14 protein-coding genes and 2 pseudogenes are annotated in these 15,493 nt (G+C 30.4%); 7 read left to right on the plus strand and 9 right to left on the minus strand.

The genetic code is table 11. The features are described 5' to 3' along the window. Nucleotides 1-22: 22 nt before the first annotated feature. Nucleotides 23-1,816, minus strand: a complete 1,794-nt coding sequence (locus tag IGI96_RS18620; protein ID WP_438785558.1) for a cache domain-containing sensor histidine kinase — start codon at nt 1,814-1,816, stop codon at nt 23-25. Between the two features lie 73 nt (nt 1,817-1,889). Next, nucleotides 1,890-3,221: an extracellular solute-binding protein gene (locus tag IGI96_RS18625; protein ID WP_438785559.1), complete on the minus strand. Its 1,332-nt coding sequence runs from the start codon at nt 3,219-3,221 to the stop codon at nt 1,890-1,892. Between the two features lie 231 nt (nt 3,222-3,452). Here IGI96_RS18625 and IGI96_RS18630 point away from each other — a divergent pair, with 231 nt between their 5' ends. The 6 genes from IGI96_RS18630 to tnpB all read left to right on the plus strand — a co-directional run bounded on the left by IGI96_RS18630 (nt 3,453) and on the right by tnpB (nt 10,952). Next, on the plus strand, nt 3,453-4,328 hold the full coding sequence (locus IGI96_RS18630; RefSeq protein WP_438785560.1) for a carbohydrate ABC transporter permease: 876 nt from the start codon (nt 3,453-3,455) through the stop codon (nt 4,326-4,328). Nucleotides 4,329-4,335: 7 nt separating this feature from the next. Beyond that, entirely contained in the window at nt 4,336-5,685 is a 1,350-nt protein-coding gene (locus IGI96_RS18635) for a carbohydrate ABC transporter permease (RefSeq protein ID WP_438785561.1), read from the plus strand. Nucleotides 5,686-5,739: 54 nt separating this feature from the next. After that, nucleotides 5,740-6,963, plus strand: a complete 1,224-nt coding sequence (locus IGI96_RS18640) for an RICIN domain-containing protein (RefSeq protein WP_438785562.1) — start codon at nt 5,740-5,742, stop codon at nt 6,961-6,963. Then, nucleotides 6,963-9,218, plus strand: coding sequence for an alpha-galactosidase (locus tag IGI96_RS18645; RefSeq protein ID WP_438785563.1), 2,256 nt, complete (start codon nt 6,963-6,965; stop codon nt 9,216-9,218). The genes IGI96_RS18640 and IGI96_RS18645 overlap by 1 nt, the downstream gene beginning before the upstream one ends. Nucleotides 9,219-9,393: 175 nt before the next feature. After that, a complete protein-coding gene (tnpA, locus tag IGI96_RS18650; RefSeq protein WP_438785564.1) occupies nt 9,394-9,798 on the plus strand; it encodes an IS200/IS605 family transposase in 405 nt (134 codons plus the stop codon). Nucleotides 9,799-9,809: 11 nt separating this feature from the next. Further along, nucleotides 9,810-10,952 (plus strand): IS200/IS605 family element RNA-guided endonuclease TnpB, encoded by a 1,143-nt coding sequence (gene tnpB, locus IGI96_RS18655; RefSeq protein WP_438785565.1) that lies wholly within the window; start codon nt 9,810-9,812, stop codon nt 10,950-10,952. A 398-nt stretch (nt 10,953-11,350) separates the two neighbouring features. On the opposite strand, the pseudogene IGI96_RS18660 reads toward tnpB, so the two are convergent. After that, a pseudogene (locus IGI96_RS18660) lies at nt 11,351-11,431 on the minus strand (transposase); the annotation flags it as partial. Nucleotides 11,432-11,712: 281 nt separating this feature from the next. On the opposite strand from IGI96_RS18660, the pseudogene IGI96_RS18665 reads away from it, so the two are divergent. Continuing rightward, nucleotides 11,713-11,844 (plus strand): annotated as a pseudogene (locus IGI96_RS18665) (IS30 family transposase); the annotation flags it as partial. 616 nt (nt 11,845-12,460) lie between these two features. Here IGI96_RS18665 and IGI96_RS18670 read toward each other — a convergent pair. From IGI96_RS18670 to IGI96_RS18695, 6 genes are all read right to left on the minus strand, one after another. Further along, nucleotides 12,461-12,694 carry a cold-shock protein gene (locus tag IGI96_RS18670; protein WP_438785566.1) on the minus strand — a complete coding sequence of 78 codons (234 nt, stop codon included), beginning with the start codon at nt 12,692-12,694 and terminating at the stop codon, nt 12,461-12,463. Between the two features lie 342 nt (nt 12,695-13,036). After that, a complete protein-coding gene (locus tag IGI96_RS18675) occupies nt 13,037-13,450 on the minus strand; it encodes a type II toxin-antitoxin system death-on-curing family toxin (RefSeq protein WP_438785567.1) in 414 nt (137 codons plus the stop codon). Further along, nucleotides 13,447-13,683, minus strand: coding sequence for an AbrB/MazE/SpoVT family DNA-binding domain-containing protein (locus IGI96_RS18680; RefSeq protein ID WP_002287931.1), 237 nt, complete (start codon nt 13,681-13,683; stop codon nt 13,447-13,449). The genes IGI96_RS18675 and IGI96_RS18680 overlap by 4 nt, the downstream gene beginning before the upstream one ends. Nucleotides 13,684-14,139: 456 nt before the next feature. Further along, nucleotides 14,140-14,442 carry an ACT domain-containing protein gene (locus tag IGI96_RS18685; protein ID WP_438785568.1) on the minus strand — a complete coding sequence of 101 codons (303 nt, stop codon included), beginning with the start codon at nt 14,440-14,442 and terminating at the stop codon, nt 14,140-14,142. Between the two features lie 91 nt (nt 14,443-14,533). Continuing rightward, entirely contained in the window at nt 14,534-14,833 is a 300-nt protein-coding gene (locus IGI96_RS18690) for a hypothetical protein (RefSeq protein ID WP_438785569.1), read from the minus strand. A 467-nt stretch (nt 14,834-15,300) separates the two neighbouring features. Next, on the minus strand, nt 15,301-15,489 hold the full coding sequence (locus tag IGI96_RS18695; RefSeq protein ID WP_438785570.1) for a hypothetical protein: 189 nt from the start codon (nt 15,487-15,489) through the stop codon (nt 15,301-15,303). Nucleotides 15,490-15,493 lie beyond the last annotated feature (4 nt).

Consider the following 15,493-nt stretch of genomic DNA (forward strand, 5'->3'; position numbering starts at 1 on the left):
CATTATAAATATTTATTGAACATTAATTGGCTGGAAATGATAATTCAATAATTAATCCAATAGTAGCGTTTCTTATATTAAAATAAAATTCATTTCCATATAATAATTGACATCTGTGATAGATGTTTTTTAATCCGATATGAGGATGAGACTTTGTATTTTTGGCTATATCAGTTTTTAATTTTTCTAATTTATTAGCTGGAATTCCAACCCCATTATCCTTATATATTATTTTAAACATTCCATTTTTTATTGAGGACTTGATGGTGATTAATTTGAGTTGCATCTCGTTATTAAAACCATGTTTTATCGAATTTTCAATTAATGGTTGGATTAGTAAGAAAGGAACAAAACATTCATCCTCATCAATCTCATTTTCATAAAATAGTTTTATTTTATTGTCATACCTAAAGTTCATGATATCTAAATATAAAATAGCAGTATCTATACTGTTTTCTAGAGTTTCTCTATCTGAACTAATATTACTTATTTGACGTAAAAATCTGCTAAAAGTTTCTACCATTTCTGAAGAGGGAGAAATTCCGTTATAATCTTCTAAGCATTGCCATCTTATTATATCCAAAGTATTGTATAAGAAGTGAGGTTTAATTTGTAGTTGCAGCGTTGCCAATTCTGCTTTTTGTCTACGTATTTCAGATAAATAGACTTGATTTATTAATTTATTAGTATTGGTAACTAAATAATTAAACTCTTTTGATAATAATCCTATTTCATCGTTAACATCTTTATCTTTTGGGAAGCAATATTTGCCAATAGCGATATTTTTCATGCTTTTAGTTAGATTGTGTATAGGGACAGATATACTTTGAGCTACTAAGTATAAAATAAAACTTCCTAAAATCATTATTACAATAAAAGCAATAGAGGTAATTGTATACAGTCTGTTTATGTTTGAATAAATTTTCTCTCGATAAATAAGGTTAACAATCCCAAAGGGTAAGGTTTTAGTTTTTTTAAAGGTAAGTAGCTTTGTTTTATTCTCATCATTAATAAAAAAATGTCCAGTATTTTTATATAAAATATTTTCTATTATTTTTTTATGGTATATAGGAAATGAAGGGGCATTTCTTGAATTGTTGCTTCCAATTATTAGGTTATTATTACCAATAATAAAAGTATTGCCATTTTGTTTGTCAGAATATTCTTTTAAAAGTGCTGATAGCTTTTTTGGATGAATAAGGACGAGAAGAATTCCATTTTTTTCGCTTTTGGAATCTTTCATTTGTTTAGATAGTGAGACATATCCGTCTATGTTTCTTTTTAGTTCTGTTTTTCTTATAAGCAGGTTAGTTTCTTCAGTAGAATCTAACCAGACTGGATAACCACTGTTTTTTAGAGTTAAAGTGTATAAATCACTTTTTTTATAGGATTCCATGTTTTGAATATAATAATTCTGAGGATTCCATGAAGTATCTTCTGATGAAAAAACTCTATTGTCTGTAATAAAAAGGATAGAAGAATCTCTAAGTTTATTTTTTAATAATTTAAGTTCTTGAATAATAGAGTCAGTAACCTCATGAGGAGCATTATCTGTTATTATGGATTCTTCTTTTTCGGAAAATTGAAATTGAGAAATTATATCATAATGATTTTGAAGATATGTTGTTAATTTGTCGTTAGCATTTTTAACTATGTTTGAAAGAACAAGCATATTATTTTGCTCTATTTCCTTTGTATATAAAGATTGATTGACCAAAAAAACTATTATCATAGGTAAAAAGAATAGAATATAGAAAACTAAAAGTAATCGAGGAAAAACAGGAATATTTCTTAACTTAGATAAAATACACGACATATTTATTCTCTCCTACATATTAATAAAGCATACACTATCATTATAATATATAGCGATAGTGTATGCTTGTTTTTTAATTCGAGTTTATTTTATTATTGAAATCGGCTAAAGCTTCAGCCTCAGCATTTTTTTGTGCTTCTTTTAACTCTTTTAAAGGATTTGAAGTTGGATTTGATAGAATATTTTGAACAGCTCTATCTACATAGGAACCGAATTCTACTTTTCCGTAAAATTCTAATCTAGAATCTTGTTCTGCGGAATTTAAAACATTTTGATATTCACTTGGCAACTCCCCAAAATCACTGATTTTTAAATCGTTACGTGGTAATGTTATTGGCGCTAATGCCCCTTTATCCGCTTGATTTTTATAATAATTAGAAACTTGTTCTTTCCCCATAATAAAACTAATATATTTCCATGCTGCATCTTGTTTTTCTTTAGATGACTTAGCATTAATAACAAAACATGTTCCGCTTATTGCTGTTGGAGATTTCCCAGAAGGACCGACGGGAGCTAAAGATAATCCTAAATTGTCAATGGACATTCCTCTACTTATAACATCCATTACCCAATCAGTTGCAAAAGGCATCATTCCAATTCTGTTTTGACTAAATTGAGTCAGGAGATCATCGAAATTTAAAGTTCTATCACTTGGCAATACGCCACTATCTGATAGTTTTTTATAATAATTAGCTGCATCAATTGCTGCAGGATTGGTGAAGTCTAATTTTATTGTACCGTCTGGGTTTTTTTGGGTTAAATCTCCACCAGCTTGCCAAACATAGTATTGAAAGAACCATTCTGTCCATTCAGCGGTAAGGGTAGCATAACCAGAAATTTGTTCATCTGGATTATTTATTTTTTTTGCATAATCTAAAGCTTCCTCCCAATTTTTTGGAGGCTGAGTAATATTTTTTTCGGAAAATAATTTTTTATTATACGCAAATAACATTGGATTAACTTCTTTAGGGAGTCCATATACTTTGCTATCAAGACTGAGAATATCTAGATAGTTTTGGTCAAATTCCTTACTTTCCTCCCAAGTCTTTAAATAGTTATTTAAAGGAACTATAACTTCTGATTTTGCTAGTTGATTAGCAACAGAAAATGATGCTTCTACAAAGTCTGGCGCTGTTCCAGAAGCAACTGCTTGATAAAATTCATTACCTGGATCACCTTCTTTAACAACTTTTTTTAATTTTATCCATGGATATTTTTTTAAGAACTTTTCTTCTAATTGTGTATCATAGTCATCTTTTCTTCTACTAGTCTCCCATACAGTTAATTCTACAGTTTTTTCTTCAGTACTATTACTATCATTATTATTACAAGCTGACATTGTACCTATTACTGTGATACATGGTACTAGAAAAAATATTTTTCGATATTTATTTAATAAGTGCATTGTTTGTTCTCCTCCTTTTTTGTTTTTATGGTGTTAGTTTAATAGTCGAATGACGTTTAAACAATCCATTATATTAATATAAAATTGCAAAATATTAACAGGTAATCGTTCTTGTCGCTCATTAAAATCTATAAATTTTAACATTGGAATGTAAATAAAATAGCTTTTTTGGGAATAGTTTTTTTTGTATTGTTTGTTTAACAAATTTACATTAGATGGGATGTCTGCTATATGTTAAAAAAATTTCAAATGAGGAATAACTTACACGGATGGTTAATATTATCTCTTCCGATTGTTTTTACATTATGGTTAAAATACTATCCAATACTAAGAGCGGTTTGTATTTCTTTGGTGAACTATAGCCCTATTAATGATACAGGGGAATTTGTTGGTTGGAAAAATTATACGAATATAATGTCAGAAAATTATTATTGGCAAGCTTGGAAGAATACATTTGTCTTTTTACTGCTACAGATAACAATGACTTTTTTTATTCCAATTATCCAAGCAATTGCATTGAGTGAATTAAAAAAATTCAAAAATTTCATGTCAACTATATATATTCTTCCAGTTTTGATACCTACTACTATTAATGTGATAATTTGGAGATGGATATGGCATCCCGATTATGGAGTAGCAAACTCATTAATAAAAATTTTTGGTGTAGAGCCTCAAAAATGGCTTAGTGATCCTAATTTAGTGAAATTTTGCATTATAGTACCAGGAATTATTGGAGGGGGAATAGGTGTATTACTTTATTATTCAGCTATTCAAAATATACCTAAGGATATATTAGAATCAGCTTCTTTGGATGGTTGTATTGGATGGAGGAAAATTTTTCACATTACTATACCTAATATTCGCTTTATTATTTTTATTCAATTTGTAATAGCTGTCGCTTCATCAATTCAATTATTAGATGTCCCGTATCTTTTTGCTTCTGGAGGACCTAGCGGTGCTTCTACTACTCAAGGTATTTATATTTACAATGTTTTTAATCAAGAAATGAACTATGGTAAAGGGTCCGCTGCTTCTGTGGTTTTAATGCTTGTCGCAATACTATTAACTACAATTCAAATGAAATTTGAAAAAACAGAAAGGTTGTAATAGCTGAATGGTTAAGAGAAAAATAAATACTAATAGACCAGATAAATCATTAAAAATTGCGGCAATAATAATTTCGATTTTATCAATTTTCTTTATATTATTTCCGTTTTTATTAACTGTTAGTAATTCTGTCAAAGATAATAAATCGATATACGATGTACCTCCTAGTTTAATACCGAAGCCAACACACTCAATGAGTATTGTAATTGATTATACAAATTTTGATATGAGTAAGGGAGAAGTTGCGATTAAAAATTCAATAGAACAAGATGTGTCCAATTCTATGTATGCAGCGTATTCTAATATTAATGATCAAAATATTTCAGAAGTTAAATATTATGCTATTAAAGATGGTAAAGTTATTTCTTATGCTAGATCTCATAAAATTCAACTTCAAATGGAACAAGATTATGGGATTTTCAAAGGAGTAGTTATTAATGATAAGACATTATTGTTAAATAATAGATCTAAAGAATTAGCTGGAAAAATAGGAATAGAGTTTAATTTAGATGGATTAGATGGGGTAGAAGCACCTGACACTACTGACACTAAGTTATTAGATAAATTTAGTGAAGGTATGGAAAATCAGTTTAATTTAATAGGTAATATAAGTCTATGTTCTGTAAAGAGAAATAATTTATTGCTGTTGGAGAACTTTAAGCATTATATGAAATTACCGCAATATGTTTATCAAAATAATGAAGCGATAAATAAATATGGTTTTTTTGTTTTTATTGTGAATAGCATTATAGTAATAGGCTTTGCAATTATTGCTCAGGTAATATTATGTTCTATTTGTGCTTTTGCTATTAGTAGATTAATGACTCCTAAGAGTGGGAAAATTGCTTTGATGTTTTTTTTAGGCGCTATGATGATACCTTTTGTAAGTATAATGCTACCACAATTAATAATGTATAAAGAAATGGGAGCATATGATAATTTTTGGGCCCTTCTTTTACCGTTCCTTTATCCATATGGGTTTTATGTGTATCTTTATAAAGGATTTTTTGATAAGATTCCAGAATCACTTTTTGAAGCTGCTAGATTAGATGGTGCTTCAGTTTATTATTTGTATTCAAAAATATGTATGCCGTTATCTAAACCAATTATTTCCATGATTGCTTTACAAACTTTTTTAGGTAATTGGAATGATTTCTTTTGGGCGTGGTTAGTGACTGAAAGACAAGAAATGTGGACTCTGAACGTCGCTCTTTATAATATATCTAACAATAGTGCAACAAAACAGAATGCATTGATGGGGATTTCAATTGTTACTATTTTACCGGTAATAATTGCAACAATCATCTTCTCTAGGCAATTAAAAGAAAATATAGTCTCTTCTGGTATTAAGGGCTAGTGAGCGATAGTATTAAACATTTTTACAATTAGATATAAAAAGGAGAGAAGTTTTATGGCTAAGTGGAAATTGTTACCAAAAATTTTTTGTTTTCTTTTGATTATTGGATGTCCTATTATCGTTAATGCTGATGAAAAGAATAGTTGGACTTTATTAGAAAGCTCTTCCGATGAGTTTGAGGGTAATATTTTAGATGAAAGTAAATGGAAAAAAGGATTATGGTACGATGTTTCCTCTGATTTTGCTTTTAAAGAAAGTAATGTAGAAGTAAGAAATGGACATTTGATTTTACAAGCAAAACAAGAGAATTATAATGGAAAGGAATTTACAGCTGGAGCAGTAGAATCAAAGTTTGAGATTCCAGGAAATAGTTATGTTGAAGTCAAGGCGAAGGTTTTAGATAGTAAAGCGAATGTCTTAAGTGCTATTTGGTTACAGAGCTCGCCTTTAGTAAGTTCATTAGATCCAAATCCAGAGATTGATATAATGGAAACATTTAATTTTGATCAAATAACTAGTACATTGCACACATGGAATCAGAAGCCTAACTTCCATTGGCAACATGCTAAAAATCGTTGGAATACTAATATAGAAGATATTAGTAAAGATTTTCATTTATTTGGTCTAGAAAGAAAAAATGGAAAGTTAAGATTTTTCTTTGATAATCAACTGATTTGGGAATACAGATCAAGTATAGGAATAGATTCTTTTTCGGAGCTATCGAGGCATATGGTTTTTAGTTTGGAAGGTCATTTAGGTTATCCTAATTCAGGTAATTTACCTCGCAGTTTTGAAATAGATTATATCAGAACATACTATAACAGTTCATTTGGAGACTTACCAGAGGAGGGAGAGTATAAGATAATAAATCGACAAAGTGGTAAAATCTTAGAAGTTCCACAAGGAAATAAAGAGGATAAGACTCAACTGAAGCAGAATAGCTATGTAGATAAAGACAATCAAAAATGGCTTTTAGGTAGAAATAGTGACTACACTTTTACTTTGACTAATAAAGAATCAAATAAAGTAATAGATTTGAAAGCTGATACAGGGGTAACTAAAAATGGTAATCCAATTTTACAATATACTAGAAATGGACAGTTGAATCAGAGTTGGTATATTGTACCAACTTCAGATAAATATTTTAAAATAGTTTCAGCCTTAAGCGGTAAAGTAATGTGTATTTTAAATGCATCAAATAATGATGGTGCTAATGTAGTTCAATGGAGTTATGGTAATGATAATAATGATGAGTGGCAGTTTGTGAGGGTGAAATAATGGTTGCTGAAATATTATATGATTCACAAAGTAGAGTTTTTCATATCAGTAATAGTGTTATGAGCTATTTAATTCAAGTGGATGGAAATGGAAAAATATTGCAGTTGTATTTCGGAGAAAAAATTTGTTTAAGTGGTAATTTTAAACATTTAGTTGAGAAGTCTAAGAGGCCAATGAGTATATATGAAACAACGGATGATGAATTTTATTCATATGAGCATATAAAACAAGAAATACCAGAAAGTGGATCGAGTGATTTTAGAATACCTGCAATAAAAGTAAGACAATCAAATGGAGATTATTCCATGGATTTAAAATATTATTCTTACAGAATTTTTAATGGTAAAAATAAGATAGAAAAACTACCACATAGTTATGTTTCAGTTAGTGATGAAGCATGTACGTTGGAATTAAAACTAAAAGATGCACATAGTGGTTTGATAGTAAATTTATATTACAGTGTTTTTTCTGATAGATCTGTTATTGCTAGAAGTATTGAGTTGGTCAATTCTGGTAAAGAGAACTTAATGATAGAGCGACTGATGCCGTTGAATCTGGATCTTCCAACAAGTGATTATGAAATTATTCATTTATCAGGTGCATGGGGGAGAGAGAGACATATTAAAAAAAATTCACTTCATTCAGGAATGCAAAGTTTTGGATCCACAAGAGGTCACAGTAGTCATAATCACAATCCATTTTTTATTTTAAAAAAGGAAAAAGCAGATGAATATAATGGAGAGTGCATTGGATTTTCTTTTGTGTATTCTGGTGATTTTACTTCATGTATTGAAGTAGATAGTTACTCTACTACTAGAGTACAATTGGGAATGAATTCAGAAACATTTTGTTGGAAGTTAAAACCTGGAGAACATTTTCATAGTCCAGAAGTTATCATCACACATTCATCAAAAGGATTATCGGATTTAAGTTATACACTTCATTCATTTATAAATGAAAACATTATAAATGGATATTGGAAAAAGAGGGAGAGACCGGTCAAAATAAATAGTTGGGAAGCTTTTTATTTTGATTTTGATGAGGAGAAATTATTAACATTTGCCAATAAGGCTAAAGAATTAGGTGTAGAACTTTTTGTTTTAGATGATGGATGGTTTGGTGATAGATCTAGTGATGATAAAAGTCTCGGAGATTGGATAGTTAATAGAGAAAAATTTCCTAACGGTTTAGATAAATTAGTCAGCAGCATAAGAAGCATTGGATTAGGATTTGGAATATGGATAGAGCCGGAAATGGTTAATCCTAATTCTAGATTATATAGAGAACATCCTGACTGGATACTTAAGTTTCCTAATAAGAAACCCAAGCTAGGTAGAAATCAATATGTTTTAAATTTTGGAAATATTGATGTCGTAAATTATATATTTGATAGTTTATGTGAAGTTTTTGATAAAGTTCAAGTTGATTATATAAAATGGGATATGAATAGGAGCATATTAGATAGTTATGATTCAGAACTTCTCTATGATGAACAAGGAGAAGTTCGTCATAGATATATAATCGGAGTGTATAGGTTATATAAAATGATTTCTCAGAAGTACCCTAAAATATTGATAGAATCATGTGCTTCCGGTGGAGGCAGATTTGATTTAGGAATGCTTTATTATGCATCACAAACTTGGACAAGTGATTGTACCGATGCAATTGAAAGATTAAAAATTCAATATGGTACTAGCTTAGCTTACCCTTTAAGTTCAATGGGAGCGCATGTTTCAGTTTCTCCCAATCATCAAAATAATCGTATGGTGAGTTTAAAAACTAGAATTGAGACTGCGTACTTTGGTAACTTTGGTTTAGAATTGGATCCTAATAAATTATCTGAATACGAGAAATTATTGTTACGTGAAGGAATAGAGTTTTATAAAAAGAATAGGTATACATTTCAGTATGGACGTTTTTTCAGACTTAGTTCTCCATTTGAAAATAATGATACAGTTTGGATGGTAATTTCTGAAGATAGAAATCATGGAATTGGTTCATCATATAAAGTTCTCAATGAAATAAATCATTCGTACAAACGAATAAAGTTAAAAGGACTGCATCCTGAAAAAAAATATCGAGTAAAATTCTCTATAAAGTCTCCGTTTAATAATCTTATTTATACTGGAGATGAACTGATGAAAATCGGCTTATCTTTGAGTGATGCTTCAAGTGGTCAGCATTATGATAAAATAGGATATGATCAATCAGAAGACTTTTCATCTATATTATTTTATATAGATGTTAATGAATAAGGGGAGAAGTTTAACATAATCAGGCAGAAGTCGCCCATCCTCTATAGGTGGGTGATGAATGTCGTTCGGTATGAGGGTTACTGTTGGTAACTCGAAGACCGACAACTAAGGTGTATTGCATTTTTATTTTGTCTCACGTTATAATCAGCCTATACAAGAAATGAGTTAATATAACATGGAATTAGATACAAATAATCATTCCGTGTTTCTCTTGTATTATCATTTTGTCTTAGTAACGAAATATCGTAGACAAGTAATAGATGATGAGATATCTGATTATGCTAAAGCGACTTTTGAAAGAACTTCAGAATCGTATCACATCATTTTAGTTGAGTGGAATCATGATAAAGACCATATCCATATCATGTTCAAAGCCCACCCTAAAACAGAGTTGACAAAATTTATCAATGCCTATAAAAGTGCCAGCTCACGTTTGATAAAGCGTGATTATCCAAGAGTCAAACAATTTCTTTGGAAAGAAATGTTCTGGTCAAAAAGTTTTTGTCTTTTGGCAACTGGTGGGGCACCAATTGATGTGATTAAGAAGTATATTCAAAATCAAGGAAACAATCACAAATAGAGGTGAATCTTATGGAACGTCTAAAAGCATATAAATTTAGAATTTATCCGACTGAAGAGCAAAAAATTTTCTTTGGCAAGTCTTTTGGTTGTGTTCGTAAGGTTTACAATCTAATGCTTGATGACCGAATAAAAGCTTATGAAGAAACTAAGAAGGATTCCTCTAAAAAAATGAGTTTTCCGACACCAGCAAAATACAAGAAAGAATTTCCGTTCTTGAAAGAAGTGGATAGTCTTGCTTTAGCGAATGCACAACTCAACCTAGATAAGGCGTACAAGAACTTCTTTCGCGATAAATCCGTCGGATTTCCTCGTTTCAAAAGCAAGAAGAACCCTGTTCAGAGTTATACAACCAACAATCAAAATGGAACCGTGGCTTTGGTGGATAATAAGTTTATCAAAGTACCTAAGTTGAAGTCACTAGTTAGAATCAAGCTTCATAGACAACCTAAAGGAATCATTAAATCGGCTACAGTATCACGCCATTCAAGTGGCAAGTATTATATTTCTTTGTTGTGTAAAGAAGAAGTTGTTGAATTACCGAAAACCTATTCAGCCATTGGAATTGATTTAGGCATTACGGACTTTGCGATCCTTTCTGACGGTCAAAAATTTGATAATAATAAATTTACGTCCAAAATGGAAAAGAAACTCAGACGTGAACAACGTAAGTTGTCAAGACGTGCCTTATTAGCTAAACAAAAAGGTATCAATCTGTTTGAAGCTAGAAATTATCAAAAACAAAAACGTAAAGTAGCACGATTGCATGAAAAAGTAATGAGTCAACGTACTGATTTTCTGAATAAGTTGAGTACGAAAATTATCAAAAATCACGATATTATCTGTATTGAAAACTTAAACACAAAAGGTATGTTGCGTAATCATAAACTAGCAAAAAGTATTTCGGATGTTTCTTGGTCTAGTTTTGTGACTAAATTACAATATAAAGCTGACTGGTACGGGCGGAAAATCATCAAGATAGATAAATGGTTTCCGTCTAGTCAAATTTGTTCAGAATGTAGACACAGAGACGGCAAGAAGTCACTCAAAATTCGAGAATGGACTTGTCCTATTTGCCATACGCACCACGATCGAGATATCAACGCTAGTATAAATATTTTGACCGAAGGTCTACGAATACAAGCATTGGCTTAGGAATAATCAAGAACCGTAGGAACTACGGGGATAGCTTGGTAAATAAGAGACACCGCTGTAGGTAAAGAAATACACTTGCAAGTACGCTCTATTCCCAAGAAGCTCCCACTTCAAGCGTTAAGAACCGTTAGGTTTAGCTAAGTGGTGAGTAGTTCACTAGGAATTGTATTCCTCAGTATATTATAATTTAGAGAGAATATATAGGACATGTGAATATTTTGAGAGTAATTATTGAACTGTTGTTACTGGAGGGAAATATAATTTTAAGAAAGAAGGACGATAATTCTCCACCATATCGCTTGATTGGTAGGTCTGCCCATTCATGAAAATTTCCACTGCATGATTTCATCGGTTTGAATTCATCAAAACAAAAGCTCACAGATAATGTATCAAAATGGATTCCATGCACACAGATACTCTGTCAACTGATTTAAGCCTTTATTGGTCAACTCCTGCACATCGTTAGATACACATTGACAAAGAGCCGTCATTTCTTGCGGTTTTCTTCTATAGACTTATGTCACAGTCCCAACACTAAATATTATAGAACCTTAAAAACCTACTACCATAATCGTCATTATGGTAGTAGGTTTTTATCAAACATGGTATATTGAGGTAGTATGTAATATACTTTTCGTTAAAATAAAAACTGTGGTGCACGAAAGGTAATGATTCAAATTTGTATATTTTGTTGATATCGTTGCTATACTCTTATGTTATGATTATATAGTAAAAATAAAAGAGTCGGAGTGAAACAATGTACCAATTTAAGAATATCTCGCAACGTATCGTCGATGACGCTGTAGAAAACTTAAATACTAGACCAAGAAAAATTCTAAAGTGGAAAACACCAGCTCAAAAGTTTAAACTAAAATACGCAAGAATTACATGATATTTTCAAGAGGATATTTCATTTGTTATAAAACGATTTTGTCGAACAATCGCATCAATTTAAGTTTATCAACAGGGGTAAAAAGAGCAAAAGACGAACTATATTTATATAAAAGCAATGTATAGTTGCATTTAATCTTAACATTCTCCCTTCTAATATAACTTTGTATAATCTATGTTATGTAAACTAAAAAAAGAGAACTAACATCACTTGGTTCACATTAAATATGTATAACCAAACAATCATGTTCCCTCTTTTTTAGTCGTGAATTTAATAAAAAATCCAACTCAATATTGCTAATAACTCTTTATGACCAAGTCTGAAATACTTCCCCAAGCATTCATCTTAGAATCTCTTCATACAGTATTACATGTTAATTAGCACCTTAAGCTATAAAATGGATTTGAGCAAGTGATTTACTTTAGAAAGAATGATATCAGCTCAAACCCAATTTGTTAAAGAATAACAGACTAAATTTAGAAGCTCTGTAGTTCTTTATAACTTATGATTGTTCCAACTACTTGTTTCTTTCTACATATAAACACGACTTGTTGATTTTTATGAAATGCTTACCCTTCGATTGATGGTTCTTGTGGTTTCCATTGTGAAAAACTCATCATTTTCTCTCCCTTGAAAGCATAAAAGTGTCTTTTGCTTTGTAGATATTAGTAGCTTGCAAGCCGCGTTGACCTTCTTCAGTATCAAAAGGAACTGCTTGACCTTCATCTAAAGATTTAAATCCATCCGCTTGAATCGCTGAGAAATGAGCAAAGACATCTTGACCATCTTCTCCTGTAATGAACCCAAAACCTTTATCTGAATTAAACCATTTTACTGTACCTTTATTCATATTGTTTCCTCCTTGTGCATCTCTACGTATGCGTTTTGTTGCAATAAATGTTTGATTAGCAAAAGGAGGGTATAAATTTAAGTATAGCACTCTTAATACGTTTCAAAATATATCACTACAAGTAATATACCACATATTTTTATAGGAATGTAGTTTTATGGAAACAAGGTGTTTTTCTAAAGTAAAACTTAATGATATAAATTTTGTGCCTGATAGACGTGACAATGTTTGTATGAATAAGTCATTCTTAATATCTCTCCCTATATCTACATAATAATATTCCTTAAACAAAAAACAGAAGTAAACTAAATCTCCAGAATTAACTGAATCCCTAGCTTGCTTCTATTCTCTAGGATCAATCTTTGTCGAATTGTTTTTTAGCATAACTGTTGTTGAATTCTTTAAGGAATCAAATTCACCCTGATACGTAGCAATTCTAACCACAAATTCCACAACTTCCTGATTTTCCATTTTTAGTGAATAGCCATTTAGCTTCAGAAAAACAAATGCAGCTAGAAATGCGGTACGTTTGTTTGCATTGTGAAATGGATGTTTCTTGATTAGATTTATTAATAGAACTGCTGCTTTGCTAAATTCATCAGGATATAGCGCTTCTCCAAAAATATGTTGCTTAGGTTGATTGACGGCCATACTCAAAGCATTTTTGTCAATGACGCCAATTGTTTCCTGCGGTGAATATTTCTTTATTTGAATGACATTTAATTTTACTATATCTTTTTCACCTAAATAGATCATCTATCAACTAGTTCCTTAAATGCAGCATCATATTCAGATAAAGCTTGATTCACATACATATCAATTTCAAGATCTAAATTGCTCTCTTCCTTCACAATTGCATCCATCATTTTGTCTTCATCAATAAAAATGGTATCGCCAGGTTTCAAACCCTTTTGTAATAAGCTTTCTTTTGACAAAGTTACAACTATTGAGTTACCTACTTCTCTAATCTTCCTTTTTTTAATATTCATATTACCAGCCCCCTATAATAAGTATACACCGTATATCCTAACCACTCAAATATTTTCATTCTTTATATAGCAACACTTAGAAAGCATTGAATTAATGGTCCTTATAATAAAGACTGTAGTTATAGCTGACATAATTTATAATAATTTCTATACTATTACTATGAACACTATAAGAGAAAAACACATTCTAGTAATTATGTTATGTAAATGAATGGTTTGTTTAATTTAATTAAATTTTATATCTAATTTTAGATTATCCGCATAAACACTATATTTTCCAATATTTTAAAGTATAGAAAACCATTTATTTTACCACGAATTTACCCCGATTAAATGAGCCTAGATATGACTATAAAATAACACCTAAAAGACACCTCAATGGTGTCTTTTTAAGTAGTCAGTTCTAAGACGAACTGCTTTATATGTATAGATATAAAATTGTCAAACTGGAAGTTATCACTCTATAATTTCATATCCAGCATTACTGAGCGTTTTTATTGCCTTTTGATAATTTTCTTTTTTTATCAAAATATAGTCTGTATTGTAAGTGGATACAGAAAAAATCGAAACGTCATTATCTGCCAAAATGCTGGCGATTTTAGACAGTACTCCAATTAACGAAAAATCTAAAACACCTTGAATACGAAAAGCTTTCCAATCGTCCTCACGCTGAATTACATTTGGTGGAACTTCGTTCGTGATACATACAAGGGAGTTTTCTTCATCAGTTTTTCTAGCTAAAACTATACTCAGAACCAAAATTTACAGACGAATAATCTTCTACTTGGCATACGAAAAATTCTTGATGTACCTTTCTTATTTCCACGATATTACCTCCCTCAAATTTAATTTATAGTGTATCAACATATTGCTTTGCTTGTACTAAATCCATAGAAGTCACTTCTCTCACTTTTTTTACCGCTTCTACATACTTACCACTATTTTTAAGACGAAGGATATATTCTTTATCCTCTTCTGATATATAATATGTTGCTAAATCTTTATTTCCTGTCTGTTTACACAAAGTATCAATCTGTTTTTGCTGAGATTTCACCTGCTTTTTCAACTCATAAATTTCAATAAAAAGTAAAACTCCACAAATTATCATCACAACTATAATTCCATATTCAATAAAATCTCCCTCCGTCAATTTAATTTATCGCTTTCTCCATATCCATATTGTAACAATCCAATATATCTATCACAATAAAACTCAGCATGTATCTCAATATTTTTCTTGCAAAAAAATGCAAACATAGAAGCATATTTTATTAAACATTACTACCTCCCAAAAAGCAATAAATATAATTGTTTTTTCACTCCATGCTACTAAGTTACTATTTAAACTATAACTTTTCCTATCATATTTGCAATAAAACTAACAAATAGAGTAGCACAGAATAATTTTGCATAAAATAATGCCCTGTTTGGGTCAAATTTTAACAAATCCATAATAAACGACATGTAAATCATCCTGTTTTTACAAAATGTAATTAAGTACATTTCCAACTATCAAAATAAATGCAAACAATGAAATCCAGAAAACTGAAGTGATACCTTTATCTTTCAGTAATCCTAAAAAAGTTTGTTTATTTTTGAACATCTCTATTCCTCCGATTATTGCTTGTTCTTTTTTATGTTTGCTAATAAAGATGGTGTAGTAGCAAACAACAACATAATCGGTGTCAATATGTTTTCTTTATATATCAATCCCACGATAATCATAATAATACAACCAATAGAACTTATACCTAAACACACAATTCCAACATCTGTGACTGTAATTATTTTCTTATCATTCTTCATTGTT

The sequence above is a fragment of the Enterococcus sp. DIV0421 genome (assembly GCF_051713745.1).
Classification (GTDB): domain Bacteria; phylum Bacillota; class Bacilli; order Lactobacillales; family Enterococcaceae; genus Enterococcus_D; species Enterococcus_D casseliflavus.